The following is a 12,375-nucleotide window of genomic DNA, read 5'->3' as shown; positions in this document are numbered from 1 at the left end:
CTGTGTCTTCCAAGTACCTGGTCACAGGCGGCGCGGGCTATGTGGGCGGCGTCGTGGCGGCCCACCTCCTCGAAGCGGGCCACGAGGTCACCGTCCTCGACGACCTCTCGACCGGCTTCCGTGAAGGCGTCCCCGCCGGCGCGCACTTCATCGAGGGCCGCATCCAGGACGCGGCCCAGTGGCTCGACTCCTCCTACGACGGCGTGCTGCACTTCGCGGCGTCGTCCCAGGTCGGCGAGTCCGTCGTCAACCCGGAGAAGTACTGGCTGAACAACGTCGGCGGTACGACGGCCCTCCTCGCGGCGATGCGCGACGCGGGCGTCCGCACCCTCGTCTTCTCCTCGACGGCGGCGACATACGGCGAACCGGCCTCGGTCCCGATCCACGAGTCCGCGCCGACCGCGCCCACCAACCCCTACGGCGCGACGAAGCTCGCCGTCGACCACATGATCACGGGGGAGTGCGCGGCCCACGGCCTGGCGGCCGCATCGCTGCGCTACTTCAACGTGGCCGGTGCGTACGGGGTGCAGGGCGAGCGTCACGACCCCGAGTCCCACCTCATCCCCCTGGTCCTCCAGGTCGCCCAGGGCAGGCGCGAAGCCATCTCCGTGTACGGCGACGACTACCCGACCCCCGACGGCACCTGCGTCCGCGACTACATCCACGTCGCCGACCTCGCCGAGGCCCACCTCCTCGCCCTGGCCGCGGCCACCACAGGCGAGCACCTGATCTGCAACCTCGGCAACGGCACGGGCTTCTCGGTCCGCGAGGTCATCGACACCGTACGCAAGGTCACCGGCCACCCGATCCCCGAGATCCTGGCCCCCCGCCGCGCCGGCGACCCGGCCGCGCTGGTCGCCTCCGCGGACACCGCACGCGAGCGCCTCGGCTGGACGCCCAAGCGCTCGGATCTGCCCGGCATCGTCTCCGATGCGTGGACTTTCGCCCAGAACAAGGGAGTTGCTGAGGCATGAGTTTCCTGGAGCTGTACGGAACGGCCCCCGAGGGGGTCTGGGCCGCGCCCGGCCGGGTCAACCTGATCGGCGAGTACACGGACTTCAACGAGGGCTTCGTCATGCCCCTCGCCCTGCCGCACACGGCGGTGGCCGAGGTCTCGCGCCGTACGGACGGCGTCCTGCGCCTGTACTCCGCGGACATCGAAGGCGGCGTCGTCCAGCTCCACGTGGACGAACTCGAACCCCTCACCAACACCAGCTGGGCCGCGTACCCGGCGGGCGTCGTCTGGGCACTCCGCGAGGCGGGCCACGCCGTCACGGGCGCGGACATCCACCTGACGTCGACGGTCCCGACGGGCGCGGGGCTCTCCTCCTCGGCGGCCCTGGAGGTCGTCACCGCACTGGCCCTGAACGACCTGTACGAACTGGGCCTCGACCGCAGTGAGTTGGCGGTCATCGCCCAGCGCGCGGAGAACGCCTTCGTCGGTGTCCCCTGCGGGATCATGGACCAGACGGCCTCGGCCTGCTGCACCGAGGGCCACGCCCTCTACCTGGACTGCCGCGACCTCTCCACCCGCCAGGTCCCCTTCGACCTGGCCGCCCAGGGCCTCCAGCTCCTGGTGGTCGACACCCGCGTCAAGCACGCGCTCGGCGACGGCGCGTACGCGGAACGCCGCGAGGGCTGCGAGGAGGGCGCGCGACAGCTGGGCGTGACGCACCTGCGGGACGTCCCGTACGCCGAACTCCCGCAAGCCCTGGCCAAGTTGTCGGACGAGCGCATCACCCGCTACGTCCGCCACATCGTCTCCGACGACCACCGCGTCGAGCGGACCATCGAGCTCCTGGACGCCGGGGACGTCCGCGCCATAGGTCCCGTCCTCATCGAGGGCCACGCCTCGCTCCGCGACGACCTGCGCATCTCCTGCGAGGAGCTGGACCTGGTCGTCGACACGGCGGTGGCGGCCGGCGCGATCGGTGCCCGTATGACGGGCGGCGGCTTCGGCGGCTCGGCGATCGTCCTGCTGGAGGCGGCGGACGCGGAGTCGGTGACGAAGGCCGTCGAAGAGGCCTTCGCGGCGGCGGGCTTCACGGCCCCCCGCGTCTTCGAGGCGACCCCTTCGGCAGGCGCCCGCCGCCTGTCCTGAGCCCCGGATGCGGGTCCGGCGCGGCAGGGGGAGAGTGGAGTGGTCCGCTTTCCGGCCGGCCGAGGAGGCCCGTGTTCATGGCCAAGCAGAGCAGGAACCCCAGGGAGCAGTCGCAGAAGTCCCGCAACGACGCCGCCCAGCAGCATGCGCAGCAGGCGAAGCGGAACATCGACTCGATCGCGGCGAAGACGCGCGGGATGCAGCAGAAGGCGCAGGCCCGCCGTCAGGGCAACCGCTGAATCGACGCCGAAGCCGGCGCGCAGGCCGGACCTGCGCGCCGGCGCCGTCGCTTCCGGCGGGGGTCGGCGGGCCTGTTTCTGTCGATTTCTGTCACGGTGCGACACACCCGTCCCGCGAACCACGCACCGAACGGCCAGTTCTGCAAAGGGGCTTCCGCTCCGGCGTCGCAGCCGTACTCTGAGCAACAGCACCGGTGGGGGCCGGTGTTGATCAGGGGGCGAGACAGTCGGGTACGACGCCCGGGGTGGGGTAGTAGTCGAAGCACGGCGGCGGCCGTGCGAGATCACGCGATCCTTGCACCGGGCGCCGTATCTGCGCCGGTCCGTCCCCCGACGCATGGGGGTTATGCAGTGGTACGTATCCGGGTTCTCGTGGTCGATGACCACCGCATCTTCGCCGAGTCGCTCGCAGCCGCACTCGCGGCCGAGCCCGACGTGGATGTCGCCGCGGCCGGCAGCGGTCCGGCCGCGCTGCGCTGCCTCGACCGGGCGGCGGCAGAGGGCCGCAGATTCGATGTGATGCTGGTCGACGCCGACCTCGGTACGACGGCGGCCGCCTCGCTGGGTGTGCGCGCCATAGCCGTCCCCGACGGGGCGGACAACGGCCTCGTGGACGGCATCTCCCTGGTGGTGGGCGTCCGTTCGGGCCAGCCTTCGGTGCGTACGGTCGTGCTCGCCGAGAAGGACGACCCGCGCAGGGCCGCGCTCGCACTCCAGGCGGGGGCCTCGGGCTGGGTCGCCAAGGACTGTTCGCTGCAGCGGCTGCTCGCGGTCATACGGGGCGTGCTGCGCGACGAGACACATCTGCCGCCCGCGCTTCTCACCGGCGTACTGCGTGAGTTGACGGCCGCCCGCAAGCACCGCACCGAGAGCGAGCGCCTCGTCGAGTCGCTCACCCCCCGCGAACGCGAGGTGCTGCGCTGCATGGTGGCTGGTCTGGGCAGGAAGGCGGTCGCGGAGCGGCTGTTCCTCTCCCCGCACACGGTCCGCACCCATATGCAGAACGTGCTGGGGAAGCTGGGCGTCCACTCCACCCTCGCCGCCGTCGCACTCGCCCGCAGGGCGGGCGTCGGTCCCGTCGACCTAGCCGGGGACGTTGTCGAACGGGGCGGTCAACTGGCGTAGCAGACCGGCCAGTTCGCTGCGCTGGTTGCGCGACAGCTCGCCCAGGATGGCGCGTTCCTGCGCGAGCAGTCCGGCCAGTGCCTGGTCGGCGCGGTCGCGGCCCTCGGGGGTGAGCCGCACGAGCACGCCGCGCCGGTCGGAGGGGTCGGGCAGCCGCTCGACGAGGCCCTTCTTCGTGAGCCGGTCGATGCGGTTGGTCATGGTGCCCGAGGTGACCAGCGTCTGGGTGATGAGCTGCCCGGGGGAGAGCTGGTACGGGTCGCCGGCCCGCCGCAGGGAGGTGAGCACGTCGAACTCCCACGGCTCCAGCGAATGCTCCGAGAAGGCGAGCCTGCGTGCCCGGTCCAGGTGGCGTGCCAGCCTGGAGACGCGACTGAGAACCTCGAGTGGTTCCACGTCGAGGTCGGGGCGCTCTCGGCGCCATGCTGCGACCAGTCGGTCGACCTCGTCCTCCATAGCTGATCAGTGTAGAGGTTCCCTCGACATGAAGTCTCTTGAATTCAACTATCTTGACATCGAGATACTTTTGGCGGGAGCCTGTACGCCATGACACAGACATCTCCGGTATGGGACCCGCAGCAGTACCTCAACCACGCGGACCACCGCACGCGCCCCTTCCACGACCTCCTCGCCCGTACTGGCAACTTCGTGGGCGGCGAACCGGCCCGCATCGCCGACCTGGGCTGCGGCGCGGGGAACGTCACCACGGTCCTGGCCGAGCGCTGGCCGAAGGCCCGTATCACCGGCTACGACAACTCTCCGGAGATGCTCGCGGAGGCCAAGAAGCATGCGACGCCCACGCTCGACTTCGCCCTCGCCGACGCGGCCGCCTGGGCGCCCACCGAGACGTACGACCTGATCGTCTCCAACGCGCTGTACCAGTGGATCCCCGGCCACGCGGACCTCTTCCCTGCCCACCTGGAAGCCCTCGCCCCCGGCGGCACCTTCGCCTTCCAGGTCCCCGGGAACTTCACCGCCCCCAGCCACACGCTCCTCGCCGCACTCCGCGAATCCCCGCGCTGGCGCCCGCGCCTGCACGGTGTCGGCGACCGTACGGCAGCGGTCCTGGAGCCCGCCGGGTACTTCGAGCGCCTCGCCGACCTGGGCCTGGAGCCGGACGTCTGGGAGACGACCTACACCCAGGTCCTCACCGGCGAGGACCCCGTCCTGGACTGGGTGAAGGGCACCGCGCTGCGCCCGGTCCTCACCGCGCTCGCCGACGACCCGGAAGCCACCAGCGCTTTCCTCGCCGAGTACGCCGCCCTGCTCCGCGAGGCCTATCCGCCCACCGCGCACGGCACGCTCTTCCCCTTCCGCCGGATCTTCGCCGTCGCCCGCAAGGAGTCCTGATGCTCGCCTCCGTCGACCACGTCCAGCTCGCGGCGCCGCCCGGCACGGAGGATCTGCTCCGTACGTACTACGAGGGCGCACTCGGCATGACCGAGATCCCCAAGCCCCCGGTCCTCGCGGCCCGCGGCGGCTGCTGGTTCCAGGCGGGGGCCGTGCAGCTGCACCTGGGCATCGAGGCGGACTTCAGGCCGTCGGCCAAAGCCCACCCGGGTCTGCGCGTCACGGACATCGAGGCGTACGCCGCACGGCTGGAGGCCCACGGCGCGAAGGTCACCTGGGACGGCGACCTTCCCGGCCACCGCCGTTTCTACTCCTGGGATCCCGTCGGCAACCGGCTGGAATTCCTTCAGCCGCTGGACGAGACCGGCTGACGGTACTCGCCCGGCGTCGTACCGAAAGCGCTCCTGAAGGCGTGGATGAACGCGCTGGGACCGCTGTAACCGCAGGCCGCGGCGGTCCCGGTGACGGACGTGTCGGCGGCCAGCAGGGTCAGCGCGTGATGGAGGCGGAACTGGGTGCGCCACTGCGGGAAGGTCATCCCCGCCTCCTCGCGGAAGAGCCGGCTCAGCGTGCGTTCCGAGGAGCCCACCGCGGCACCGATCCCGGCGAGCGTACGGCCGTCGCCCGGATCGTCCCCGAGCAGCCGGGCGACATCCCGCAGCCGGGGGTCGGCGAGCGCGGGGAGATGCACCTGCAGCGCCTCGACCCGGCGCAGCTGGTCCCGGGCGACGCGCTCCAGATTGCGCTGCGGTCCCGGCCGCAGCTCCTCCGACTCGTCGGTCAGCGCGGCGATGACCTCCCGGAGCAGGGGAGTGACCGCCAGGACCGTCGGCCGGTCCAGACGCAGCGGATTGACCGAGCGGCGGAAGATGAGCGCCCGGAGCTCCGTCGGACCGTACGCCTGGTGCGCGTGGGCGACGCGGGCGGGCAGCCAGACCGCCCGGTGCGGGGGCACGACCCAGGAACCCAGTGCGGTGGAGACCTGGAGGACACCGGTGCCCACGCTCACGAGCTGATGGTCCGCGTGGTCGTGCCAGTCGATGCGCTCCTGATGCGCGAGCGGGACACGGGCGGGCTTCTCGCGGTGTTGGCAGGTTGTCGACATGACTCGGCAGAGTATTGCTAGCCCGCCGCGCCCGTCACGCGGAATTGTTGACGGCATGACCGAAGCGATCACAACTGCCGCATCCGTACGGGCAGTTCAGACCACCTCCGGCTGGCGGCGCATGCGCATGTGGGCGGCCGCCCATGCCGTCGACGACCTCTACCAGGGCCTCGTCCCCGCCTGCGTCCCCTACTTCGTCCTCGACCGCGGCTACAGCTATGTGGCCGCCTCCGGCCTCACCCTCGCCGCGGCCCTCGGCAGCTCCGTGCCCCAGCCGTTCATCGGCCTCGTCGTCGACCGGCGCCCCGTGCGCTGGATGGCCGGCGCCGGGGTCGCCCTCGCCGGGCTCGGGCTCGGGGCCTCCGGGCTCGTACCGTCGTACGCGGCCGTGTGGATCCTCGTCCTGATCTCAGGTCTGGGCGTCGCCATGTTCCACCCCGCCGCGGGCAAGGCCGCCCGTGAGGCGGCCGGGGACTCCGCCGGGGCGATGAGCATCTTCGCGGCGGGCGGCAGCGTCGGGTTCTTCCTCGCCCCCGTCCTGGCCACACCGCTGCTCGTCTCCCTGGGCGTCGGCGCGACCGCGCTCTTCATCCCGCCCGCCCTGATCACCGCACTGGTCCTGCTCAGGCACAGGCCCGCCGCCGTGACCTCCGCGAAGGCGACCCGCAGCGGCACCGACCGCTGGAACCCGTTCCTGGTCCTCACCGGGGTCGAGGTGGTCCGCTCGGTCGTCTTCTTCGGCGTACTGACCTTCATCGAGCTCTACTGGATCCGGCATCTGCACGCGGGGAAGGCCGTCGCGGGCACCGCACTGGCCTGTTTCCTGATCGGCGGAGTCACCGGAACGCTCCTCGGCGGACGCATCGCCGACCGCCACGGCATGGTCCGCACCGTCCAGTTCGGCAGCGCCCTGGCCGTACCCATGCTGCTGGGCCTGCGGCTGGCTCCCGGCCCGTACGCCCCGCTGCTCTTCGCGGTCCTGGCCGGGATCGCCCTCAACATCCCCTTCGCGGTCCTGATCAAGCTCGGCCAGGACTACCTGCCGACCCGCCCCGGCACCGCGGCCGGCGTGACCCTGGGCCTCGCGGTCTCCGTCGGCGGGCTCATCGCCCCCGCGCTGGGGGCGGCGGCCGAGGCGTACGGCCCGCAGGGCGTCTTCGCGATCCTCTGCGCGATCCCGGTGGCAGCGCTGGTGCTCGGCCTGTTCCTGACCGACCCGGAGCAGCCCTAACGCTTGCGGTGCCCTATCAGCCGCGGCTTCGCTTCCAGGTTCTCCAGACCGTGCCAGGACAGGTTCACCAGATGTGCGGCGACCTCCGCCTTCTCGGGCTTACGGGCGTCCAGCCACCACTGGCCGGTCAGGGCCACCATGCCGACCAGCGCCTGCGCGTACATCGGCGCCAGCGTCGTCTCGAAGCCGCGGTTCTTGAACTCCATGTCGAGGATGTCCTCGACCTGGGTGGCGATGTCCGAGATCAGCGAGGCGAAGGTGCCGGTCGACTGGGCGACGGGGGAGTCGCGCACCAGGATGCGGAATCCGTCCGTGTACATCTCGATGTAGTCGAGCAGCGCGAAGGCCGCCTGCTCCAGGAGCTCGCGCGGGTGACCGGCGGTCAGGGCGCCGGTCACCATGTCGAGCAGCTGGCGCATCTCCCGGTCGACCACGACCGCGTACAGGCCCTCCTTGCCGCCGAAGTGTTCGTACACGACCGGCTTGGAGACGCCCGCCTTCGCGGCGATCTCCTCCACGGACGTGCCCTCGAACCCCTTCTCGGCGAAGAGGATGCGGCCGATGTCCAGCAGCTGCTCACGGCGTTCCTTGCCGGTCATCCGGACCCGGCGCGTCCGCCGGACCGGCGCCGCAGCGGCTCTCTTGCGTTCGTTGCCGCTGGTACTGCTGCTGTCGATCGCCACGTCGTCCATCATGCCGTTTCTGTGAGCTCGCTCTGCCGTCGGGCTTCGATGCGCTCGGCCGAAGGCCAGCGCACGTCGTAGGCCCACCCCGCCTGCTCGAACCAGCGGATCAGCCGGGCGCTGGAATCCACCTGGCCGCGCAGGACGCCGTGCCGTGCGGACGTCGGGTCCGCGTGGTGGAGGTTGTGCCACGACTCGCCACAGGAGAGGACCGCAAGCCACCACACATTGCCTGAGCGGTCACGCGACTTGAACGGCCGCTTGCCGACCGCGTGGCAGATCGAGTTGATCGACCACGTCACGTGGTGCAGCAGCGCGACGCGCACCAGCGAACCCCAGAAGAACGCCGTGAACGCGCCCCACCAGGACATCGTCACCAGACCGCCGACGAGAGGGGGGATCGCCAGGGACAGCAGCGTGAAGCACAGGAAGTTGCGGGAGATCCAGCGGATCGCCGGGTCCCTGAGCAGGTCCGGTGCGTACTTCTCCTGCGAGGTGCGCTCCTCGTCGAACATCCAGCCCATGTGCGCCCACCACAGGCCCTTCATCAGGGCCGGCAGGGTCTCTCCGTACCGCCACGGCGAGTGGGGGTCGCCCTCGGCGTCGGAGAACTTGTGGTGCTTGCGGTGGTCGGCCACCCAGCGCACCAGCGGCCCCTCGACCGCGACCGAGCCCATCAGGGCGATCGCGATCCGCAGCGGGCGCTTCGCCTTGAAGGAACCGTGCGTGAAGTAGCGGTGGAAGCCGATCGTGATGCCGTGGCAGCCGATGAAGTACATGGCCACCATCAGACCCAGGTCCAGCCAGCTCACGCCGCCCCAGCCCCAGGCCAGCGGCACCGCCGCGAGGACGGCCAGGAACGGCACCACGATGAAGACGAGGAGTGTGATCTGTTCGATCGAGCTCTTGCTCTCCCCGCCGAGCGTCGCGGAGGTGGGCGGCGCCTCCTCGGAGGCATCGGTGATCAGCTCGGGGCTCATGGTCATGAAGGTCCCTGTGGGGTGAGGGGTGCGCCGGGGGATGGCACGTCGCGGCAGCGACACATCGTCACTACGGTTCCGTAACCTACGGCGTCGTAAGTATGGCAGTGCCAAGCCTCGCGGCAAGAGGCTCGTAGATGCTGTATTCCCCGGCAGCGCCCCGGGATGCCTGGCCTGACCCCGGCGGGGATGGACAGCCGGAGCAGAGCACGGAACAGGACACCTATCCTGGGTGTCATTCGGACAGCGCGGTCCGCATCCCCTGCCAGTCGTGCCAAACACTGCAAGGAGCCGCACCTGTGAGCAGTGCCGACCTGACCCCCACCGCCAGCACCGAGCTGCGCGCCGACATCCGCCGCCTGGGCGATCTCCTGGGCGAGACACTCGTACGGCAGGAAGGCCCCGAGCTCCTCGAGCTCGTCGAACGGGTCCGCGCCCTGACGCGCTCCGACGGCGAGGCAGCCGCCGAGCTCCTCGGTGAGACGGAGGTGGAGACCGCGGCGAAGCTGGTCCGCGCGTTCTCCACGTACTTCCACCTCGCCAACGTCAGCGAGCAGGTCCACCGCGGCCGCGAGATGCGGGCCGTCCGCGCCGCCGAGGGCGGGCTCCTCGCCCGTACCGCCGACCGTCTCAAGGACGCCGACCCCGATCACCTGCGCGAGACGGTCAAGCACCTCAACGTCCGCCCGGTCTTCACCGCGCACCCCACCGAGGCCGCCCGCCGCTCCGTCCTCAACAAACTGCGCCGCATCGGCCAGCTCCTCGAGACCCCGGTCATAGAGTCCGACCGCCGCCGCCACGACCTGCGTCTGGCGGAGAACATCGACCTCATCTGGCAGACCGACGAGCTCCGCGTCGTCCGTCCGGAACCGGCCGACGAAGCGCGCAACGCCATCTACTACCTCGACGAGCTGCACGCGGGTGCGGTCGGCGACGTACTGGAGGACCTGGCAGCGGAGCTGGAGCGTGTCGGCGTCGAACTCCCCGCCGGCACCCGCCCGTTGAGCTTCGGAACCTGGATCGGCGGCGACCGCGACGGCAACCCCAACGTCACCCCGCAGGTGACCTGGGACGTCCTGATCCTGCAGCACGAGCACGGCATCACCGACGCCATCGAGCTCATCGACTACCTGCGCGGACTGCTCTCCAACTCCATCCGCTACGCCGGCGCGACGGAGGAACTGCTCACCTCCCTCCAGTGCGACCTGGAGCGACTCCCGGAGATCAGCCCCCGCTACAAGCGCCTCAACGCCGAAGAGCCCTACCGGCTCAAGGCCACCTGCATCCGCCAGAAGCTCGTCAACACCCGCGAGCGCCTGGCCAAGGGCACCGACCACGAGGACGGCCGCGACTACCTCGGCACCTCCGAGCTCATCGCCGACCTCACCCTCATCCAGACCTCGCTGCGCGAGCACCGCGGCGCGATCTTCGCCGACGGCCGGATGGACCGCACCATCCGCACGCTGGCCGCCTTCGGGCTCCAGCTCGCCACGATGGACGTACGCGAACACGCGGACGCCCACCACCACGCGCTCGGCCAGCTCTTCGACCGTCTCGGCGAGGAGTCCTGGCGGTACGCGGACATGCCGCGCGACTACCGGCAGAAGCTCCTCGCCAAGGAGCTCCGCTCGCGCCGCCCGCTCGCACCCCGTCCGGCCCCGCTCGACGCGGCCGGCGAGAAGACCCTCGGCGTCTTCCAGACCATCAAGAAGGCCTTCGAGCGCTTCGGCCCCGAGGTCATCGAGTCGTACATCATCTCGATGTGCCAGGGCGCCGACGACGTCTTCGCCGCTGCCGTACTGGCGCGCGAGGCAGGCCTGTTGGACCTGCACGGCGGCTGGGCGAAGATCGGCATCGTGCCGCTCCTGGAGACGACGGACGAGCTGCGCGCCGCCGACGTCATCCTCGACGAGATGCTCGCCGACCCGTCCTACCGTCGCCTGGTCTCGCTGCGGGGTGACGTCCAGGAGGTCATGCTCGGCTACTCGGACTCCTCGAAGTTCGGCGGCATCACGACGTCGCAGTGGGAGATCCACCGCGCCCAGCGCAGGCTCCGCGACGTCGCCCACCGCTATGGAGTACGCCTTCGCCTCTTCCACGGCCGCGGCGGCACCGTCGGCCGCGGTGGCGGCCCCTCGCACGACGCGATCCTCGCCCAGCCGTGGGGAACGCTCGAAGGCGAGATCAAGGTCACCGAGCAGGGCGAGGTCATCTCCGACAAGTACCTCATCCCGTCGCTGGCCCGCGAGAACCTCGAACTGACCGTCGCGGCAACGCTGCAGGCCTCCGCCCTGCACACCGCCCCGCGCCAGTCCGACGAGGCCCTCGCCCGCTGGGACGCGGCCATGGAGGTCGTCTCGGACGCGGCGCACGCCGCGTACCGCAAGCTGGTCGAGGACCCGGACCTGCCGACGTACTTCCTCGCCTCGACGCCGGTCGACCAGCTCGCCGACCTGCACCTGGGCTCGCGTCCTTCCCGCCGCCCCGGATCGGGTGTCTCCCTCGACGGACTCCGTGCCATCCCCTGGGTCTTCGGCTGGACCCAGTCCCGCCAGATCGTCCCCGGCTGGTTCGGCGTCGGCTCGGGCCTCAAGGCGCTCCGCGAGTCAGGCCTCGACACGGTCCTCGACGAAATGCACGAGCACTGGCACTTCTTCCAGAACTTCATCTCCAACGTCGAGATGACCCTGGCCAAGACGGACCTGCGCATCGCACGCCATTACGTCGACACGCTCGTCCCCGAGAACCTGAAGCACGTCTTCGCCGACATCGAGGCGGAGCACGAGCTGACGGTGCAGGAGGTCCTGCGCGTCACGGGCGGCGAGCGGCTCCTCGACTCGCACCCGGCGCTGCAGCAGACGTTCGGCATCCGTGACGCCTACCTGGACCCGATCTCCTACCTCCAGGTCTCCCTGCTGGCCCGCCAGCGGGCGGCGGCGGAGCGGGGCGAGGCCCCGGACCCGGTCCTGGCCAGGGCGCTGCTCCTGACGGTGAACGGCGTGGCCGCGGGCCTGCGCAACACGGGCTGATGCGAGCCGGCGGGGGTTCCCGGGGCGCTGCCCCGGGAACCCCCGCCGGATTGTGCCCCTACAGCGCGATGAACGTCGCCATCAGGAGCGCCGCCCCCGCCAGGCCCACACCCCACGCGGTCCGCGTGAACCGCAGGCCGCCCCCGATCACCAGCCCCGCCAGGATCAGCGCCCCGCCCAGCGGCACCCACGCGTGCAGCACGCCCGCCGCTCCCGTCCGCACCGCCTGGTCCGTGCCCGGTTTCACCACCACCGGGAGGCGCTGGCCCTTCTTGGCCGCCACCGACCGGTCAATGCTCACCCGCGCGTGCGGCGCCGAGCCCCCGGACGGTGCGTACGGACCCGTGCACACGTCGTCCCCGCACGAGGCCACCGTCATCGTGCCGTGGTCCCTGCCCTTGGCCAGCAGCACGTGCTGCGCCGTCCCCCACGACGCCCAGACGCCTCCGACCAGGACCACCGCGACCACGCACCCGTACAAAAGGATGGCCAGATTCCGCCTCATGCTCATGCGGCGCGATCCTTGGCCATA

At 70.9% G+C, this 12,375-nt stretch carries 13 protein-coding genes; 8 read left to right on the top strand and 5 right to left on the bottom strand.

Annotated elements, in window-relative coordinates; genetic code table 11:
* The first annotated feature begins 2 nt into the window (after positions 1–2).
* The 4 genes from galE (at position 3) to AB0H78_RS25230 (ending at position 3,465) form a co-directional block, all read left to right on the top strand.
* Positions 3–974 (top strand): UDP-glucose 4-epimerase GalE, encoded by a 972-nt coding sequence (galE, locus tag AB0H78_RS25245; protein WP_363236834.1) that lies wholly within the window; start codon positions 3–5, stop codon positions 972–974.
* On the top strand, positions 971–2,101 hold the full coding sequence (gene galK, locus AB0H78_RS25240; RefSeq protein ID WP_363236833.1) for a galactokinase: 1,131 nt from the start codon (positions 971–973) through the stop codon (positions 2,099–2,101). The genes galE and galK overlap by 4 nt, the downstream gene beginning before the upstream one ends.
* Positions 2,102–2,178: 77 nt before the next feature.
* Complete coding sequence (locus AB0H78_RS25235) at positions 2,179–2,340, top strand: hypothetical protein (protein ID WP_363236832.1); 162 nt, start codon at positions 2,179–2,181, stop codon at positions 2,338–2,340.
* Positions 2,341–2,691: 351 nt separating this feature from the next.
* A complete protein-coding gene (locus tag AB0H78_RS25230; protein ID WP_363236831.1) occupies positions 2,692–3,465 on the top strand; it encodes a response regulator transcription factor in 774 nt (257 codons plus the stop codon).
* Here the strand turns inward: AB0H78_RS25230 and AB0H78_RS25225 are convergent.
* Positions 3,424–3,921 (bottom strand): MarR family transcriptional regulator, encoded by a 498-nt coding sequence (locus AB0H78_RS25225; protein WP_363236830.1) that lies wholly within the window; start codon positions 3,919–3,921, stop codon positions 3,424–3,426. The genes AB0H78_RS25230 and AB0H78_RS25225 overlap by 42 nt on opposite strands.
* A 90-nt stretch (positions 3,922–4,011) precedes the next feature.
* Between AB0H78_RS25225 and AB0H78_RS25220 the strand changes: the two genes are divergently transcribed.
* Together AB0H78_RS25220 and AB0H78_RS25215 are read left to right on the top strand one after the other, a co-directional pair.
* Complete coding sequence (locus AB0H78_RS25220; protein WP_363236829.1) at positions 4,012–4,815, top strand: trans-aconitate 2-methyltransferase; 804 nt, start codon at positions 4,012–4,014, stop codon at positions 4,813–4,815.
* The gene (locus AB0H78_RS25215; protein ID WP_363236828.1) at positions 4,815–5,186 is read left to right on the top strand and encodes a VOC family protein; all 372 of its coding nucleotides are present in this window, start codon (positions 4,815–4,817) and stop codon (positions 5,184–5,186) included. Before AB0H78_RS25220 ends, AB0H78_RS25215 begins: the two co-directional genes overlap by 1 nt.
* Here the strand turns inward: AB0H78_RS25215 and AB0H78_RS25210 are convergent.
* Positions 5,162–5,920 carry a helix-turn-helix transcriptional regulator gene (locus tag AB0H78_RS25210; RefSeq protein WP_363236826.1) on the bottom strand — a complete coding sequence of 253 codons (759 nt, stop codon included), beginning with the start codon at positions 5,918–5,920 and terminating at the stop codon, positions 5,162–5,164. The two genes, AB0H78_RS25215 and AB0H78_RS25210, sit on opposite strands and share 25 nt — an antisense overlap.
* Before the next feature lie 55 nt (positions 5,921–5,975).
* Here AB0H78_RS25210 and AB0H78_RS25205 point away from each other — a divergent pair, with 55 nt between their 5' ends.
* Positions 5,976–7,151, top strand: coding sequence for an MFS transporter (locus AB0H78_RS25205; protein WP_363236825.1), 1,176 nt, complete (start codon positions 5,976–5,978; stop codon positions 7,149–7,151).
* Here AB0H78_RS25205 and AB0H78_RS25200 read toward each other — a convergent pair.
* Together AB0H78_RS25200 and AB0H78_RS25195 are read right to left on the bottom strand one after the other, a co-directional pair.
* A complete protein-coding gene (locus AB0H78_RS25200) occupies positions 7,148–7,846 on the bottom strand; it encodes a TetR/AcrR family transcriptional regulator (protein ID WP_363236824.1) in 699 nt (232 codons plus the stop codon). The genes AB0H78_RS25205 and AB0H78_RS25200 overlap by 4 nt on opposite strands.
* Complete coding sequence (locus AB0H78_RS25195; RefSeq protein WP_363236823.1) at positions 7,843–8,820, bottom strand: fatty acid desaturase; 978 nt, start codon at positions 8,818–8,820, stop codon at positions 7,843–7,845. Before AB0H78_RS25195 ends, AB0H78_RS25200 begins: the two co-directional genes overlap by 4 nt.
* A gap of 293 nt (positions 8,821–9,113) precedes the next feature.
* Between AB0H78_RS25195 and ppc the strand changes: the two genes are divergently transcribed.
* On the top strand, positions 9,114–11,843 hold the full coding sequence (gene ppc / locus AB0H78_RS25190; protein WP_363236822.1) for a phosphoenolpyruvate carboxylase: 2,730 nt from the start codon (positions 9,114–9,116) through the stop codon (positions 11,841–11,843).
* Positions 11,844–11,901: 58 nt separating this feature from the next.
* Here ppc and AB0H78_RS25185 read toward each other — a convergent pair whose 3' ends face one another.
* Positions 11,902–12,348: a hypothetical protein gene (locus AB0H78_RS25185; RefSeq protein ID WP_363236921.1), complete on the bottom strand. Its 447-nt coding sequence runs from the start codon at positions 12,346–12,348 to the stop codon at positions 11,902–11,904.
* Positions 12,349–12,375: the final 27 nt, after the last annotated feature.

The sequence above is a fragment of the Streptomyces sp. NPDC050738 genome, assembly GCF_040654175.1.
Classification (GTDB): domain Bacteria; phylum Actinomycetota; class Actinomycetes; order Streptomycetales; family Streptomycetaceae; genus Streptomyces.
The sequence above is the reverse complement of the archived record's forward strand: the minus strand, read 5'-3'. Positions and strand labels throughout refer to the sequence as shown.